Consider the following 16,511-nt stretch of genomic DNA (forward strand, 5'->3'; position numbering starts at 1 on the left):
GTGATTTCCTGAATCGAATCACCAAACCTGCACGAATCGAAACAACCGATTCATGCTTTTCAAATTGCTGCGCGATTTGGCGGGCCATGAAATGGCCCACGTCGGCTGTTTGGCATGTGCAAACAGCCTCTGAGAGGGTGCGATGAATACGATCTTTATTCTGTTGCCGATCGCGGTGTTGTTGAGTCTGGTCGGGCTGGGCATGTTGATCTGGTCGGTGCGCAAGGGGCAGTTTGACGATCTGGAGGGGCCGGCGCACCGGATTCTTTTTGAGGATGATCAGACCTTGATCCCGGAGAGGGTGAAGAAGGGAGAGCGTGATCCGGTGGAGGATGGGGGTGAGGGGCCTTCTTCTTCACGATAACGGCCATGTCGTGGAGTCGCCACACCCCCAACGGTGAAAGATCGGGGGCGTTTATGTCTGTCCCCAACACGATTTCACCAGGATTGGCAACGATTCAGGGTGGATTTGCCCCCTTGTTCATCCCTCCCCGGTATTCGCATCCTGCATCTGTTTGCGCTCGCAAAGTTTCTGAAGCTCCGACAACAGTTTCTTCTTGCTGATCGGCTTGGTCAGATACACGTTCGCCCCAGCCGCGCGACACCGCTCCAGCTCTCCCTCCAGGGCATGGGCGGATAACGTGATGATCGGCACGGGCATACGGTCGTTCTCCTTCTCCCACTGCCGGATCCGACGCGTCGCGGTGTAACCGTCCATGCGCGGCATCTGCACATCCATCACCACCACGTCGAATCGACCGCCGACAAAACGGTCTACCGCTTCGATGCCATCCACCGTCTGCACCAGCCGGTGCGGGGTGCCGAGCAGATAGGCCTCGAACAACATCCGGTTCTCCTCCACATCCTCGGCCAACAAGATGTCGAGACCCACCACGGGGGTGATGGTCGGACAGGGCTCCGCGGGGGGAACGGTGGGGTGAAGGGAAGGCTGGGCGAGCCGCATCGGCATGGTGAAATGAAAGGTGCTGCCCACGCCGGCTTGACTCTGCACGCGAATCCAGCCCCCCATCATGCCAACCAGGTGACGGGAGATCGCCAACCCGAGCCCGGTCCCCCCATAACGACGGGTGATGCCGAAATCGGCCTGGGTGAACTGCTCGAAGATGTGTTCGAGCTGTTCGGTCGGCACGCCGATACCGGTATCGCTGACCGAAAAGAGCAGCATGTCCCGCTCTTCCGGATGGACGGTCAGATTCACCTCGACCCGCCCGCGTGCGGTGAACTTGATGGCATTGCCCAACAGATTGATCAAGACCTGACGCAAGCGATTGTCATCCCCGAGCATCGCCTCCGGGATGGCCGGCGAGATGCTGGCATGCATGGTCAACCCTTTCTCCTCGGCGGCCAGACGCATCAACTGCACCGTCTCCTCCACCAACCGGGCCGGCGAGAAGATCTCGTCCACCAACTGCAACCGCCCGGCTTCGATGCGTGAGAAGTCGAGAATGTCGTTGATCACCCCCAGCAGAGCCCGACCCGAATGGTGCATGGTCTGGGCATAATGGTGCTGTTTGTCGGTGAGTTCGGTATCGAGCAGCAGTTCGGCCATGCCCAGCACCACGTTCATCGGTGTGCGGATTTCGTGACTCATCGCGGCCAGGAATTCACCCTTGGCGCGATTGCCCGCCTCGGCGGCCTCCTTGGCCTGCCGCAACTCGGCCTCGAACAGATGACGTTCGGTGACATCGGCGATCACGCCATCCCAGATGCTGTCTCCGTTGCTTTCGCGCTGTCCCGTGGATTCGATCAGCACCCAGCGGATCTGGCCGTGGATGAGAAAGCGTCCCTCCCAGCGGAACGGTTTCAAGGCGCGACCGGCCTCGCGATTGGCGGCGATGAAGTTGGTGATGTCTTCGGGATGAACCGGGTCGAAGGCGGCGTTGGCGTTGCTCAGGATCGCCTCGCGGCTCTGGGCGATCAGTTGACAGAAACGGTCGCTGACATAATCGAAGCCCATCGAGCCATCCGCGTGGATGCGGAATTTGTACACGCCCACCGGAATGCGGCTGGTCAGTTCTTCGTATTGCCGCTGCTGGGCCAGCAAGGAGTGCTCCAGCTCCTTGCGCGCGGTAATGTCCCTGGCCACGGCGTAGATCAGATCATCCACGGCACGGGCATGCCATTCGATCCAGCGGGAACCGCCATTCTTGTGCAGGAAGCGGTTGACGAAATTGATCACCGGCAGACGCAGCGTCAGGGTGCCGATCGCCTCCAGAGTGGCGGCCATGTCGTCCGGATGGACAAAATCGAGCACCCGGCGTCCTTCCAGCTCGATGAGGGGGTAACCGAGGGTTTCGCGCCAAGCCGGATTGAGCTTGCGGAAGGTGCCTTGCAGATCCGCGATGCACAGCAGATCCAGCGAGTTGACGAAATAGCGGTCCAACTCCTCGGTTTTCCTGCGCAACGCCGCCTCGGCGTTGCGGCGGATGTGTTCGCGGATGCAGTTGCCGAGTGTCAGGGCCAGATGGGTGAAGAAGATCGGCAGATGACGGCGCAGGGTGGAACTGTTGAGTTGGATGTTCTCGATCTTGACCACCCCGATCAGCTCCGTGCCCACCAGCAGGGGAAAGGCCCAATGCCAGGGCCCGGGGGTGATGCCGTCGTGCAGCATGGGATCGACCTGGCCACAGGCGTGCTCGATGAACTCCCGACGCATGGCGACCTGGGCGGACAAGGGGTCGTCGATCGACCCGACCACCCGCTCCTCGCCCAGAAAGGAGGCCAAATGCAGTTCGTTGCCGATCCAATAGTGGATGGTCATATCGGTGCCACCGATGATTTCGATCACCGAGGTGAGCATCTGTTGCACCATGTCACGGGGATTGGAACCGGTGGTCAGGCGTTCGATCAGGCTCAGGATCAATTGAAGGTTGGATTTCTCCTCGGCCAGTTTTTGCAGGCGCTCGCGCAGATGGTGAGCTTTCGGATCGGTTTCCGCCATCATCCGGCTCCGGGGGTGCTCTTGCGCGTCAGGGCTTCGGCCAGAACCCCTTCCAGATGATCGAGGGTGACATCCAGCCAGCGCAGGGGGAGATCGAGATAGTCGGCCATTTCGAGGGCTTCGGGGGTGAAATCATCGGAACAGGGGGTGCGGATCGCGACGATCCCCTGGTGACTGGCATGAAAGATCTCGCGCACCACGGAACGGTTCGCACCAAACACCTCCGCGAACATCGGACGCCAACTCATGGCCCAATCCTCGAGCAGGAAATAGCTCCCCAGTTCCAGTTCATCCATGAACCATTCGTGGCCGAGCAGCATGACGATGCAGTTCTGTCCCTGGGTGCGCAGGGTGTGGTGGGACGTCAGGATTTTTTCCATTTCGGGGTGACAGCAGCCGTAAAAGACGATCGTATCGCGTCCTTTTTCATCTTCCCGATCCAGGGCCAGGTTCAACCGGTTGGAGAGCCGGGCCAGATGGTTGTGGAGGCTGGAGTCGAGAAATCGGGACTCCAGGTTCCAGCCGTTCTTGCGGATCAGGTGATCGACCTCCTTGTGCAGGATGCCGCAGCCGACCAATCGCAGGGGCGGTGGGTCGGATCGAGGGGGGGTGTTCATGTGTACCGGCCCCACTCCCGGCCCGCCTCGATGAAGGTGCGGATGTTGGCCTCGGGCACCGCCAGGGGCATCACGCCGGTTCCGAGCAGAAAATGTCCCCCCGGCATGCCGATGGCGCACAGACGACGCACCTCCTCCCGTGTCTCCTCCGGGCTCCAGGAGATCATCTTGATGTCGTCGATCACGCCGCAGGTGAGCCCCTGGGTGCCGACGATGGCTTTGGCCTCCTCCAGGCTGTCGAGCGGGCTGATGTAATGGATGTTGATTTTCAAGGTTTCCATCACCGGACGGATCGCCCGGATGAAGGAGGCCATGCCGCAATAGTAGACGATGCCTCCCACCCCGCCCGGTTCCAGGTCCCGTTGCATCCAGGGGAGCGAAAGCTGCTCGAACCGTTTCATGCCCACGAAGGAGGGGGAACCGAACGGGGTGGAGTAGATCAACACCTGGGCCCCGGCGGCCCGATAGGCGGCCACCTGTTTCCGAAACAGCTCGGAACATTTGGCCAGCAGTTCGTCACGGAGTTCGACCGGACCGGAGAGCAGCAGCTCCATCCATTTGTCCATCCCCATGAGCAGGGCGGGCAGGGTGGTGGAGGCGGTCAGATAGGCGCAGATCGGGAAACGTCCCGCGGATTCGCGGGTGAGGATCTTGAGGCAGGTGGCGGTCTCCCGCCAGGCCGGATGGGCGGTGATGTCGTCGGGCACGGTCAGCTTGTGGATGTCGTCCGGGCGCTTGATGACGAAATCACCCACGTTCGGCGGACCATCCTCGGCAAAGAGGATCTCTTCGCAGCCGAGCAGTTCCGCTTCCTTGCCCACGTAGAAGAGGCTCCAGAGGTTGTCGTGGCCATGGCGTTCGCGCATGGCCAGCTGTCCCAGGGCCACGTTCTCGCCGCTGGCATAGTACTCCCGCATGGAGAGTCCCAGCGTCCTGGCGCCTTGATCCAGGAGGTTGCAGAAGATCGGGATGCGTGGGGCGGGACGTCCCGCGATGGCCGCCGCCAGGATCTCCAGGGGGGAGATCTCCGGCGTGGCGCGCGATGCCGGGGCGTTGAGGGGAGTTTTGGGTTCGGATGGTGGAGCGATGCCGGGAGGAGCGGTTTCGAGGGGCGGGAGCGGCGTGGATTCGGGCCTGGGCAGCAGATCGATGATGACCTTGCCGGCGGAAACTCCGTCCGCGGCCCAACCGTCCGCGCCCACATGGGCGAACAGGTGGTCGTCGAAGCGGTAGGGGGCGCCACCCACCACGAGTTTGATTCGTTTGTCCAGTCCCCGTTCCCGAAGCAGTTCGCGCACCTTGCGCGCCCCCTCCGGTCCGGTGGCGGTGTGGACCATCATCGCGGAGATGGCGATGATCTGGGCATCGAGCCGCACCGCCTCCTCGACGAACCGTTCCGCCGGGACATTCACCCCCAGATCGATCACTTCGACCATCAACGCCTTCAGACATCCGGAGACGATCCGTTTCCCCAGGGAGTGCAGATCTCCACGCGCCGTGCCGATCACCACCCGTCCGATCGCCTTGGGAGAGCGGCTGAACCGTTTGAGCATCTCTTCGGTGATTTCCGCCGAGATCTGGGCGGTCATGAAGTGCTGGGCCAGGTTGGCGTCCGGATCCCTGGAGATGCGCGACATCATCTCTTCGCTGGCCGGGACCACCACCCGGAACACGATTTCTTCGGGGGAAATGCCGTGGTTGAGGGCGTCATGCACCACCGCGAAGGCGGCATCGCGATCGGTGTCGAAGACCGCATCCTGGTAGGCGGCGACGAAAGGGGTCAAGGCGCTGATCATGATGGGTTTTTTTGTTGAAAATATAAGAATATAAGCATTATTCTATCTTATAGATCCGCCGGAAGAGGTTGTCAACCTTAAATGCCGGAAAAATGTATCCGCGAAGCATTCGTCCGTGGCCAGGGAGACCGGGAGAATGGCGGCGCGGGTTGCGGAAAAGGGGTCGGACTCCTCGGGGGCAAAAAGTGCGGTTTCACATCCGGCCAGGGCCGCGCCGGCCATCTTGTGGATGCGCGCACCCTCCAGTGGGGGGAGCAGGCCGAGCCGTTGGGCGTTGGCGATGTTCAACCCCGCGCCGAAGGCTCCGCACAGCCACAGGCCGGTGGTGTGATGCCAATCGAATCCCGCCCGTCCGAGCAGGGTTTCGATGGCCGCCGCGCAGGCGGCCTTGCCGCGCTGGAACTGATCGATATCCCGGCTGGTGATGGCGGTGGCCGGTTGGTCCGGGTCCAGGGGGAGGCCGGTTTCGGTCACCGGCATGGCGAAGCGTCCCGAGGGTTTGACCCATTGCCGCCGGCAGAGCAGGGCCACGGCATCCAGCAGACCGGTCCCGCAATACCCCTGGGGTGGGCCATGCCGATGGTCGAGAAAACCGGGCATCCGTCCACCTCGTCAACATGGGTCACGGCTCCCGCCGCGTCGCCCGTCAGACCGTGGCGGATGCCGTTCATCTCGAAGGCGGGTCCGCCGGGGGTCGAGGCGACGTGCAGGGATCGACCATCCCACAAGGCCATCTCGATGTTGGTGCCCAGATCCAACAGCAGGGAGCCGGGGGGCTGCTCGATCAGGCGGGTGGCCAGCAGACAGGCCAGTAAATCCGAGCCGATGAAGCCCGCCACCGGCGCGATCAGGCGGATCCGGGCGTTGGGCAATCCCCAGAGGGTCTGCCAGCGCTCCGGATCATCGGGTTGACAGGGGAGCGGGGTGTCCCAGCCATCCGGATCCAAAAGGGTGGCGGCTCCCGCGCCTGCCAGGAGGATCAACATGGCGGTGTTGCCCACGATCCGCATGCGACCGATCCTGTCGAGCATGGAGGTTCCCTCGCCCAGATCCCGGGCGATCATGTCGGTGATCGCTCCCAGGATCGCCTGGCGGGCCAGATCGGCCAACTCCCCGGCACGGACCGGATCGCGACTGGCCTCGTGCAGCCGGTTGAGGATGTCCGCTCCGTGGATCGACTGGGGATTGAGCCCCCGGCGGCTGGCCAGACGGCGGCGGCGATTCCACAGCGAGACGCGCAGGTGGGTGGTGCCCAGATCCACGGCCACGCCCAACGGGTGGGGGTCTGCCCGACCGTCGCGCTCGCCTCCTCCAGGGTCTGGCGCCACGCCCAACGGGTGGGTGGGTGTTCCTTCGGAGGGATGGGGATCGAGCGGATGCAGTTCGTCGGCGGGGAGGCTCCGCCAGGGGGAGAGAGGGGCGGGATCGTCAAGTTCCAGCAGGCACGATCCGACCGGTCGCACCTGACAGGCCAGGCGGTATCCGCGTCGCTGTTGCTCGGGGGTGAGCTTCTCCCGCTCCGCGCGGGTCAGGGGGTTGGCGGAGCCGGAAACCAGACGGATCACGCAGACCCCGCAACCGCCAGTCCCGCCACATGCGGCGCGCACCCGCAGCCGGGTGGTGTCCAGCCACGCCCGTACCGATTGTCCCGGCGTGGGGGTGAGTTGCCAGGTCGTTGCGCCGACCCGGAGCGTGACCCGTTCCGGCGTGTCGGTCATGGGCGTGGCGCGGCGCCTCCCTGGGCATGCCGTTTCAACGCGGCCAGAAGGGTCTTCTTGCTGATCGGCTTGCCCAGATGGTCGTCACATCCGGCGTCGCGGCACTGTCTGGCCTCGCCCTCCATGGAGTGGGCGGAGAGCGCCAGGATGATCAACGGAGGTTGGTTTTTGTGTTTGGCCTCCCAGGCGCGGATGCGGGACGTGGCGGTCAGACCGTTCATCACCGGCATCTCGATGTCCATGAGCACGATGTCGAACGGCTCGCGCTTCACCTGATCCACCGCCTCGGCGCCGTTGCCCACCACGTACAATTGGTGCGGGGTCTCCTCCAGATAGATGCGGATCAACTCGCAGTTCTCCTCCACATCCTCGACCAGCAGGATCTTCAACGGTCGCATCGTCTCCGCGGGCGGACAGGGGAGAGCCCCGCAATCGTCCAACTGGAGCGGCGGCGTGGCGACCACGAGGGGAATCACGAAATGGAATTGACTCCCCTTGCCGACCTGACTCTTCACCCAGATCCGTCCCCCCATGCGTTCCAGGAGCCGTCGGGTCAGGGATAGGCCGAGTCCGGTGCCGCCGTAACGACGCGAAATGCCGGAGTCGGATTGGGTGAAACTCTCGAAGATCAGCTCCAGCTGATCCGACTGGATGCCGATGCCGCTGTCCGAAACCACGACCAGCAACTCACCGGCGTTCTCCGGATTCTGCCCGATATCCAGCACCACCCAACCCGTGTCGGTGAATTTCACCCCGTTGCTCAACAGGTTGTAGAAACACTGCCGCAACCGCAGCGCATCGGCGACGATCCACTCCGGCAAGGCAGGATCGATGCGCACCTCCAGGGCGAGTCCCTTGGTGTTGGCCAGCACCCGCGACATTTCCACCACCTCGCGGGCCAGTTCCCGCAACTGGACCGGCTCCTCGTGGATGCGCAACATGTTCGCCTCCACCTTGCTCAAATCGAGGATGTCGTTGATGAGCATCAGCAGGTTCGATCCCGCGTTGCGCAGCATCGAGAGATAGTAGCGTTGCTGGGTGGTCAGGGAGGTCTCCATGAGCACGTCCCCCATGCCGATGATGATGTTCATCGGCGTGCGGATCTCGTGGCTCATGGCGGCCAGAAAATCGCTCTTGGCCTGGTTGGCCTGGTTGGCTTCGGCCTGGGCGCGACTCAAGGCCAGTTCGGTCTGCTTGCGCTCCGTCACGTCGCGCAGCATGGCCAGAATCAGAGGTTGATCCCCCTGATTCAGCAGTTGCACATTGGTTTCGGTATGGTGCAGCCGCCGTTGGGGATCGAGGTAGGAGCCTTCGACGACCAGATGACCGACGGCGCGCAACCGGTCGAGAAAAAATTCCAGATCCCGATCCTCGCCGATGAGCAGATGACAATCCTCCAGGTGGAACTCTCCGATCAGTTCTTCCCTGGGCAGACCGAGACGTTGGAAGGCGGTGGCATTCGCCTCGATCAGAAGTCCGGTGCGGGTGTCGAAGATCAGGATCTCGTCGCTGGATTCGTCGAGCAGGTTGTGAAACAGCCGGATGGCCCGTTCCTGGGAGCGGATCTGCTCCTTCTGCCGGTACAGCTCCAGAAAGACCTTGACCTTGGCGCGCAGGAACTCCGGTGGAAAGGGTTTGACCAGATAGTCCACGGCGCCCAGATCATAGCCGGTCAGGGCGTGTTGGTCGTCCTTGAAGACCGCGGACATGAAGATGATCGGGATGGTTTTGGTGCGGTTGACGCTCGACATCAGCTTGACCACCTCGAAGCCGTCCATGTCCGGCATGTGGGCATCGAGCAGCACCACGGCGAACTCCTGCTTGGTCATCTGCAACAGCGCCTCGCGACCGTTGCGCGCCAGGACCATCTCCGCGTCCAGGTCGGCGAGCAGACCGGCGGTGGCGGTGAGGTTGTTGTCGAGATCATCGACGATGAGGATATGGGGTTTCATGGTGTCACCGGTTCGTGGCGAGCCAGGGTTGCATCATCGACAGAAGTTTCTGGGTATCCACGGGTTTGGAGAGATAATCCGAGGCGCCGGCCTCCAGACACCGTTGTCGTTCGCCCTGCATGGCCTTGGCGGTGAGCACCAGCATGGGCAGTTCGCGCCACTCCGGCTGACGGCGGATCTCGCCGAGCAGGTCATAGCCGTTCATGTCCGGCATCATGATGTCCAGGAGCAGCATGTCGATGCGCGGGTGCTGGCGCAGCAGTTCCAGGGCGACGCGACCGTTTTCGGCCATGATCACCTGGGCGCCCTGATCCTCGAGCAGGCTGGTGAGGGCGAAGACGTTGCGGATGTCGTCGTCCACCAGCAGGATGCGGCGTCCGGCCAGATCGCGCATCGCGGCGCGGGTGGCGGGATGGGACGGAGGCGGGAGGGAGGCGACTCCGGTGTCGTCCGTCGCGGTGTCGGGTTCTTGCAGGGTGGGCGGCGGCGACGGTTCGCTGGGCGCCAGGGGGGAGGCGTAGATCGATTTCAAGAATTGCAGGCTTTCCGCGTCGATGCGTTCGTTCTCGCGCAGCAGGGGGGTGACGATGATGCGCTCGGTGGAGAGATCCTCGAGGGGTGGGGCATTGGCCGGATGGAGATAGAGGGCCGGCATGGCATCGTGATCGGCGGTGGTGCGCAGGCGGCGGATCAACGGCACCGTGGCCACGCCCGGCAGATCCCCCACCATCACCAGACCGGTGGGACGCAGGAAGTTGGCCAGAAAGAGCGCGGCGCTCTGATCTCCGGCCACGATCACCCCCAATCCCAGCGCGCGTGCCGTGTCTCCCAGGGCACGGATGCGGTGGTAATCCATGCCTACGAGCAGAATGGCCCGATCCTCGGGGGTCAGATGGCGCCGGTCGTCCGGAATGGCATCCACCTGACGGTTGCGCACGTCGATCTGGGCGTCGGGAAGGACGAGCGGGATGCTTTCCACGGCCTCGAACGGCAGAATGAGCGAAAACAGACTCCCCTTGCCCTCTTCGCTGATCAACTCGATGCGACCGTTCAGGAGCTGGGCCAGCTCCTTGCAGATCGCCAGACCCAGGCCGGTGCCGCCGTATTTGCGATTGGCCCCGTCGTCGAGTTGCCGGAACGGCTCGAAGACCAGCGCGTGTTGATCGCGGGGAATCCCCACCCCGGTGTCGGCCACGGACATGCAGACGCAATCCTTGTTGGCCTCGTTCACCATGCGGAAGGTCACGGTCACCGATCCGGCGTGGGTGAACTTGATGGCGTTGGTGATGAGGTTTTTCAGGATCTGTTCCACCCGGATCCGGTCGGCGCGGATCGCCAGGGGGAGCTGTCCCTTCATGAGTACATGGAACTCCAGCCCCTTTTGACGGGCGGTCTGGGTGAAGAGCCGTTCCAGACTGGTGGCCAGCTCCGAGAGTTTGACCGGATCCTTGAAGATGCGGATTCGACCGGCCTCGATGCGCGCCAGATCGAGGATTTCGTCGATGAGGGTCAGCAGATCCGATCCGGCGGCGTGGATGGTCGAGGCGAACTCCACCTGCTTGGGGGTGAGGTTGCCGGATCGGTTCTCCTTGAGCAGTTGCGCCAGGATCAGCAGGCTGTTGAGCGGCGAGCGTAACTCGTGGGACATGTTGGCCAGAAAGCGCGACTTGAAGCCGCTGCTCTGTTCCAGCAGCTGGATGGTATCGCGCAGCACCTGCTGGTTGATGGCCAGCTCCTCGGTTTTGCGGCGGCTCTCCTCCAATAGTTTCTGGCGGGCCGAGGAGTCGCGCACTCCGGTGATGGCGCGGGCGATGGTTTCGCCGGCGCGGTTGAGGAAATCGAGCTGACGCGGCTGGAACGGGGATTTCGTGCCCAGGGCCAGCACCCCCTGGAGCTGATCGTCGTGGAGCAAGGGCAGGACGATCACCTCGTTGGGACAGCTCTCGACGAGCACCGCGCGCACCTGCAACGGTGCGCAGGACTGGCCCGTCACATGCGCCGGTTTGCGGGTGATGGCCACCTGCCCGAGGATCCCCTCGCCGGGTTCGAGGGTTTTGGCGATCTCCTTGTGCGGCGGGGTGCCGAGGCTGGCGAGCCATTGCAGGCGTTGTTCTTCGTCGAGCAGGTAGATGACGCCGTTCAGGGCATCGAGCCGTTCGGTCAAGAATTGCAGGGTGATCGCGCCCAGGGAGTTCAGGGTGGTGACATGCCGCATGCGGTTGCTCAGGGAGAAATGCGTGGCATGGATCCACGACCGGTAACTCAGCTCATGGCGCAGCGGCAGATGAAAGAAGATCAGAACGATGAGAAGATTCCAGAACAGGATCCCGGCCATGTGAAACGGGGGAACCCCGAGGAACCAGCTGCCGGACGGATCCGTGCCCGGCGGGGAGAAGACCACGATTTCTCCCAAGGTGAGCAACACCAGACCGAGCACGAAACGTATCGGCGTGATGTGCTCTTCCCAGACTCCCCGAAAAAACGTTTTCATCGCATCTCCCCCGAAATGCGTCCAGGGTTCGTGCATCCATGGTGTTGGCGTGGCGGGATCCCCGTGGATGCTTGTTTTGAGGGGATCCGGATTTATTCTGAAATTTATTATCGTTTATTCTGGTGTACAAATGCAATCTTTGTTCTTCACCCTTCCCGCGATTCCGGGTGTCGGGAAGGGTTCATGGCGTTGATTCGGGACGATAGAAGTGATAACGATTCTTGCCGCACTTCTTGGCCTGGTACATGGCCTGATCCGCGTTTTGCAGCAGATCGGCGGTGGTGTTCGCGTCATCCGGAAAGAGGGTGATGCCGATGCTCGCCGAGATGGTGGCCGGTTGCCCATCCAGATCGAACGGTTCGGCGACGGTGACGAGGATTTTGTCCGCGACCACCTGGGGATCGTGGGGGTTGCCGATCGGGGCGATGATGGCGGTGAATTCGTCTCCGCCGAGACGGGCCAGGGTGTCGGAGTGGCGGATGAGATCCTTGAGCCGCTGGCCGAGCTGGCGCAACAGGGCGTCGCCGGCGGCGTGACCGAGGGTGTCGTTGATCTGCTTGAAGCCGTCCAGATCGATGAACAGCAGGGCCAGACGCGACTGGTTGCGGGTTGCCAGTTGAATGGCGTGGTCGAGTCGGTCGAGGAACAGGGTGCGGTTGGGCAGATCGGTGAGCGCGTCGAAGGTGGCCTGATGGTGGATGCGCGCCTCGGTCCCGCGCCGTTCCAGCAGCACGCGGATCCGCTGACGCAGGATCGCCCAATGGACCGGTTTGGTGACGTAATCGTCGGCCCCGGCCTCGAAGGCCCGATCCACCGAACCGGCGTCGAAGAGCGCGGTGAGCATGATGATCGGGATGCGGGGTCCGATGGTATCCTTGCGCAAGGTCCGGCAGGCGGTCAACCCATCGACGTTGGGCATGCGCACATCCAGCAGGATCAGATCCGGCATGGCCGAGGCGCACACCTCGAGGGCCTCCTGGCCGTCACCGGCCAGCATCACCGCGTAGCCCTGCCGGATGAGGAACTGTTGCAACGCTTCGCGCATCGCCGCATCATCCTCGGCGACGAGAATCAGACTCTGCTTGTCACGCTCCGCGGCTTGCATCGTCACCTCATGAGAGATTGCCGTCATGGTTCGAATCGGGTCAGGCGTCTCTCCGGTCTACGCGTCCTCCTTGGCAAAGAACGGTTTGGGTGGTTCCGTGCCCTGGCAGTAGCGAATGAGTTCCTGGTTGGCGACGATGCTCGCGGCGATCAGTTGCTCCACCAGGGGTTCCGCGGCATCCAGTTCGTTGGAGGCGCCCATGGCCTCGAGTTGGGCGGACATCTCGCCCATGCGCACGAGCCCCACCTGACGGCAGACGCTTTTCAAGGAGTGGCTCTCCAGGGCGACCTGTTCGGCGTCGTGGTCGCGGATGGCCTGACGGATCCGTTCCGGACGGTGCAGGATCCCCGCCTGATAGTGGCGGATCACGGTGGGGAACCCCTCTTCCAGTTCCTCGCGCATTTCGTTGAGTTTGTAAATATCCAGAAGTTCGTGGTTTTCATGCCCGCTGTTCATGATCGTCGCCTTTCTTCCTTAATGAGGCTGTTTGGCAAATGCCAACCAGCCGACGCGGGCCATTCATGGTCCGCCAAATTGCGCAGCAAGTTGAGAAGCACGAATCGTTTTTTCGATTCGTGCAGGTTTGGTGATTCCATTCATGGAATCACCAAACAGCCTCTCAAGTAAGCGTGGCCAGTGATTCCATTCATGGAATCACCAAACAGCCTCTCAAGTAAGCGTGGCCAGTGCCGACTGGACCTTCTGCAACACGGTTTCGGCGTGGAATGGTTTGGTGATGATCTCCATGGCCCCGAAGGATTGCGCCATCTCCAGGGTGAGTTTGGAGTTCATCGCCTTGTACCCGCCGGAAATGGCGATCATTCTGGCATTCGGGTGCTCGGCGAGCACTGCGGCCAGCAGGTCGATCCCATCCATCTTGGGCATGAAGATATCGGTGATGATCAGATCGATCTTCATCGTGCCCACCAGATCAAGGGCCGCCTGCCCGTTCTCCGCTTCCAGCACGGTGTATCCGGCCTTCTGCAATACCGTGACGAGGTAGATCCGGAATATCTCGTCGTCATCAACCACCAGAATGTTTGCCATGTCGTTTCCTTAGCATTGAAACCCGATACCCATCATCCAGCCACGTTTCACGTCAGTGAGGCCAAGGCTTGATCAACGGCCCGGAGCACCTCTCCGGGCTGAAACGGTTTGCTGATCAACTCCGTGGCCCCCAGTTTTTTGGCCACGCTCAAGGCCAGGTTCGGGCTCATGGTCATCCCGCCACCGCTCATGGCGATCACCCGGATGCGCGGGTGATGCCGGAGCAGGGCAGAGAGCAGTTCGAATCCATCCATCCGTGGCATGAAAATGTCCGTGATCAACAGGTCGAAGGGGTCGAGGGCGATTTTGTCCAGGGCGTTCAGGGCGCACTCGACCTCCAGAACCACATGTCCCGCGTTGCGCAACAGGGTGCCCAGATGGACACGAAAGGGTTCGTCGTCGTCGATGATCAGGATTCTGGCCATTGTCAGCTCACTCCTTCGAGCATGCGTCTCATGCTTGTTTTTTTCCAGAGCGCATGATCCGGTAACGGGACAGGGCATGCTTGATCGAACGCACCAGGATCTTTTTGTTCACCTGACCTTTCACCAGATAGTCCTGCGCGCCCTGGGCGACCGCCTGGTCGGCTTTTTGTTCATCGTCGATGCCCGTGAAAACGATGATCGGGGTGTCGCGGATCTTCTGGTTGATGCGTCCGAAGGTCTCTTCCAGCCCGCGGCTGTCGGAGAGGTTCAGATCGAGCAGGATCAGGTCGTAGTGGTTGTGCTCCAGGTACGCTTCGGCATCCTGGAAGCTCTTGGCATTGGTCAGATTGACCGACGGGGTGGTCAGGCGGGTGGTCTCCTTGTCGCCCTTGTCGCCCTTGTCGCCCTTGTCGCCGGTGCCCGGCCAGGTCTCGAGCCACCCCTTGATCAGGGAGTAGAACTCGGTTTCGTCCTCGACGATCAGGAAGTGCAGACCGAGATGGACCGGCGGCAGCGGACGGACCTCGATGGGCGCGGCGCGATGCTGCGGGGCATTGGCCTGTTCGGCGGTGATGTAGCCCATTCGTTCCATGGCGTGGACGATGATGTCCACGGCATGCAGCGGGTCGATGCGGTCGGAGTTGATCACCAGATCGTAGTAGGTGCGGGTGTTCGGATAGCGTTTGAACAGCCCCTTCATGAAGGCCGAGCGGTCCTTTTCGGTGCTGATGATCTTGCGTTTGGCCGCCTCGTCGCTGATCCCTTCCCGTTCGGCGACCCGCTTGATGCAGACATCCCGCGATCCTTCGATGCTCACCCGGAAGACCAGCGGATCGTGGGCGAGGATCAGTCGCGCGCCGCGTCCGACGATCACGCCGCCGAGCTTGGAGATGTTGAGTACGGTCTTGATGAGGTTTTTGTAGTACCCGGCCACCGAGTTGTCCGGCTTGACGAACAGCGAGTAGAGGAAACTGTCGATGGCGCGCGGGAGTTTTTCGTCCATGAGCGTCATCAGTTTCTTGGTGGTATGGGTCTTGTTCATCATCTCGTCGATCATCGAGTGACCGTAGCACGTCACGCCGAGCCGTTCGGCAAGGAGTTCCGAGATTTTTCCGCCGTTGGATCCGAAGTTGCGCGACACGCTCACGACGATCGGATGCCGGGTGACGACCTCATCCTCTTTTTCGGACTCCGTGAAAAGCCCTGACTTGACGACACTGCCGATTCCGGTGTTGGTTTCCATTTGGTTGGGTTCTCCGCGTTCAAGGGTCCGATGGATGTGATTGTCAGGCCCGTAATCGATGTTCGGCCTTCACCGACCAGTCGAAGAGGTTGAAAGAAAATCTTTCCACATGATTTTCGGTCTTTACCTCCGCTTCGGTCAAGGTTTTCCGGTACTGGTCGTGTCGGGACAGGGCGTGGCGGATGGCGCGGTGGAACGCCCGACGGCTCACCTCCCCCTTGATCAGATAGTCCTGGGCACCCGCGTCCACGGCCAGAACCGCCTGTTGGTCGTCATCCATGCCGGTGAAGACGAGGATGGGGGTGTCCAGTGCGCGTTCATGAATCTGGACGAAGGTTTCCGCGTATCCGTGACTGTCCGGCAGATTGAGGTCGAGCAGGATCAGGTCGAATTTCTCCGTGCCGAGCAGCGTTTCGGCCTCGTGCCGGTTCCAGGCGTGGGTGAGTTTGCAGGAGCCCAGTTGACAGGGGGAGTCGCGGGTTTCGTCATCGTGTTTCAGCCAGGCGGTGATCAGGCTGAAGAACTCGATTTCGTCCTCCACCACCAGAAAATGGTGACCTACCGAGAAGTCGTGGACATTCAGGCGTCCGCGTTGGGTGGCGGGCAGGGCGAGATCGAGATCGTGGATCCGTTGGGAGAGGTGACGGATGACGCGAAAGGCGATCGACGGATCCTGATGAAGCCGGGCCATGAAGATCTTCGCGTCCACGCTCATGATCACCGATTCGACCGCGGCGCGGGCGGTGGAGAAACGTCGGCGTCCGGCCAGAAACAACGAAACGATGCCGAACACCTCCCCGTCGCCGGATTCGACCAGCAGGGTCTGCCCCGTGGCGGTCTCCCGGGTGATGACCACGCTGCCGCGCTGGATTACATAGAACTGTTCCGCCGGATCCCCCTGCCGGTAGATGATTTCATCGGCCTGATAGGTGCGCCCCATCTGTCGAAAGGAGTCGTCAAGCATGGTCGTTTCCCCTCTGGCCGGTGCGCCGGTGTGGTCGCAGTCGGCTTTCAAGCGGTTCTGATAAGCGTTCGTATGTATTATTTTCCTGTTTTTCTGGCATTGCAAGATTAATTTTTTCCCGTTTTGCATTTTTTTCAGTATTATTTTTACGGGTATCACCTGACTCACGGGGCTGTCCGTGCGTATCTGTT

Annotated in this window: 12 protein-coding genes and 1 pseudogene; 1 reads left to right on the forward strand and 12 read right to left on the reverse strand. The window is 61.8% G+C overall.

Annotated features, from left to right (window positions below; translation table 11 throughout):
• Nucleotides 1-142: 142 nt before the first annotated feature.
• A complete protein-coding gene (gene ccoS / locus ACV4UY_RS01990) occupies nucleotides 143-364 on the forward strand; it encodes a cbb3-type cytochrome oxidase assembly protein CcoS (RefSeq protein ID WP_491605988.1) in 222 nt (73 codons plus the stop codon).
• A 117-nt stretch (nucleotides 365-481) separates the two neighbouring features.
• On the opposite strand, the gene ACV4UY_RS01995 is transcribed toward ccoS, so the two are convergent.
• The 12 genes and pseudogenes from ACV4UY_RS01995 to ACV4UY_RS02050 form a co-directional block, all read right to left on the reverse strand.
• The gene (locus ACV4UY_RS01995) at nucleotides 482-2,965 is read right to left on the reverse strand and encodes an ATP-binding protein (RefSeq protein ID WP_491605989.1); all 2,484 of its coding nucleotides are present in this window, start codon (nucleotides 2,963-2,965) and stop codon (nucleotides 482-484) included.
• A complete protein-coding gene (locus ACV4UY_RS02000) occupies nucleotides 2,962-3,579 on the reverse strand; it encodes a DUF1638 domain-containing protein (protein ID WP_491605990.1) in 618 nt (205 codons plus the stop codon). The genes ACV4UY_RS01995 and ACV4UY_RS02000 overlap by 4 nt, the downstream gene beginning before the upstream one ends.
• Complete coding sequence (locus ACV4UY_RS02005; protein WP_491605991.1) at nucleotides 3,576-5,375, reverse strand: uroporphyrinogen decarboxylase family protein; 1,800 nt, start codon at nucleotides 5,373-5,375, stop codon at nucleotides 3,576-3,578. Before ACV4UY_RS02005 ends, ACV4UY_RS02000 begins: the two co-directional genes overlap by 4 nt.
• Nucleotides 5,376-5,417: 42 nt before the next feature.
• Nucleotides 5,418-7,093, reverse strand: a pseudogene (locus ACV4UY_RS02010) (ASKHA domain-containing protein).
• Complete coding sequence (locus ACV4UY_RS02015; protein WP_491605992.1) at nucleotides 7,090-9,045, reverse strand: response regulator; 1,956 nt, start codon at nucleotides 9,043-9,045, stop codon at nucleotides 7,090-7,092. The pseudogene ACV4UY_RS02010 and the gene ACV4UY_RS02015 overlap by 4 nt, the downstream one beginning before the upstream one ends.
• A 4-nt stretch (nucleotides 9,046-9,049) precedes the next feature.
• Entirely contained in the window at nucleotides 9,050-11,536 is a 2,487-nt protein-coding gene (locus tag ACV4UY_RS02020; protein ID WP_491605993.1) for a hybrid sensor histidine kinase/response regulator, read from the reverse strand.
• 181 nt (nucleotides 11,537-11,717) lie between these two features.
• Nucleotides 11,718-12,668: a diguanylate cyclase domain-containing protein gene (locus tag ACV4UY_RS02025; RefSeq protein ID WP_491605994.1), complete on the reverse strand. Its 951-nt coding sequence runs from the start codon at nucleotides 12,666-12,668 to the stop codon at nucleotides 11,718-11,720.
• Between the two features lie 30 nt (nucleotides 12,669-12,698).
• Nucleotides 12,699-13,097 (reverse strand): Hpt domain-containing protein, encoded by a 399-nt coding sequence (locus ACV4UY_RS02030; RefSeq protein ID WP_491605995.1) that lies wholly within the window; start codon nucleotides 13,095-13,097, stop codon nucleotides 12,699-12,701.
• Nucleotides 13,098-13,310: 213 nt separating this feature from the next.
• Complete coding sequence (locus ACV4UY_RS02035) at nucleotides 13,311-13,688, reverse strand: response regulator (RefSeq protein WP_491605996.1); 378 nt, start codon at nucleotides 13,686-13,688, stop codon at nucleotides 13,311-13,313.
• A 47-nt stretch (nucleotides 13,689-13,735) separates the two neighbouring features.
• Nucleotides 13,736-14,113: a response regulator gene (locus tag ACV4UY_RS02040; RefSeq protein WP_491605997.1), complete on the reverse strand. Its 378-nt coding sequence runs from the start codon at nucleotides 14,111-14,113 to the stop codon at nucleotides 13,736-13,738.
• A gap of 28 nt (nucleotides 14,114-14,141) precedes the next feature.
• The gene (locus tag ACV4UY_RS02045) at nucleotides 14,142-15,356 is read right to left on the reverse strand and encodes a cytidylate kinase-like family protein (protein WP_491605998.1); all 1,215 of its coding nucleotides are present in this window, start codon (nucleotides 15,354-15,356) and stop codon (nucleotides 14,142-14,144) included.
• Nucleotides 15,357-15,399: 43 nt separating this feature from the next.
• Nucleotides 15,400-16,320 (reverse strand): cyclic nucleotide-binding domain-containing protein, encoded by a 921-nt coding sequence (locus tag ACV4UY_RS02050; protein WP_491605999.1) that lies wholly within the window; start codon nucleotides 16,318-16,320, stop codon nucleotides 15,400-15,402.
• Nucleotides 16,321-16,511: the final 191 nt, after the last annotated feature.

Source organism: Candidatus Magnetaquiglobus sp. (assembly GCF_058402785.1).

Bases quoted from the DNA above. Each gene is read 5' to 3' on its own strand.
- ccoS (WP_491605988.1), top strand. From the start codon at position 143: ATGAATACGATCTTTATTCTGTTGCCGATCGCGGTGTTGTTGAGTCTG.
- ACV4UY_RS01995 (WP_491605989.1), bottom strand. From the start codon at position 2,965: ATGATGGCGGAAACCGATCCGAAAGCTCACCATCTGCGCGAGCGCCTG.
- ACV4UY_RS02000 (WP_491605990.1), bottom strand. From the start codon at position 3,579: ATGAACACCCCCCCTCGATCCGACCCACCGCCCCTGCGATTGGTCGGC.
- ACV4UY_RS02005 (WP_491605991.1), bottom strand. From the start codon at position 5,375: ATGATCAGCGCCTTGACCCCTTTCGTCGCCGCCTACCAGGATGCGGTC.
- ACV4UY_RS02015 (WP_491605992.1), bottom strand. From the start codon at position 9,045: ATGAAACCCCATATCCTCATCGTCGATGATCTCGACAACAACCTCACC.
- ACV4UY_RS02020 (WP_491605993.1), bottom strand. From the start codon at position 11,536: ATGAAAACGTTTTTTCGGGGAGTCTGGGAAGAGCACATCACGCCGATA.
- ACV4UY_RS02025 (WP_491605994.1), bottom strand. From the start codon at position 12,668: ATGACGGCAATCTCTCATGAGGTGACGATGCAAGCCGCGGAGCGTGAC.
- ACV4UY_RS02030 (WP_491605995.1), bottom strand. From the start codon at position 13,097: ATGAACAGCGGGCATGAAAACCACGAACTTCTGGATATTTACAAACTC.
- ACV4UY_RS02035 (WP_491605996.1), bottom strand. From the start codon at position 13,688: ATGGCAAACATTCTGGTGGTTGATGACGACGAGATATTCCGGATCTAC.
- ACV4UY_RS02040 (WP_491605997.1), bottom strand. From the start codon at position 14,113: ATGGCCAGAATCCTGATCATCGACGACGACGAACCCTTTCGTGTCCAT.
- ACV4UY_RS02045 (WP_491605998.1), bottom strand. From the start codon at position 15,356: ATGGAAACCAACACCGGAATCGGCAGTGTCGTCAAGTCAGGGCTTTTC.
- ACV4UY_RS02050 (WP_491605999.1), bottom strand. From the start codon at position 16,320: ATGCTTGACGACTCCTTTCGACAGATGGGGCGCACCTATCAGGCCGAT.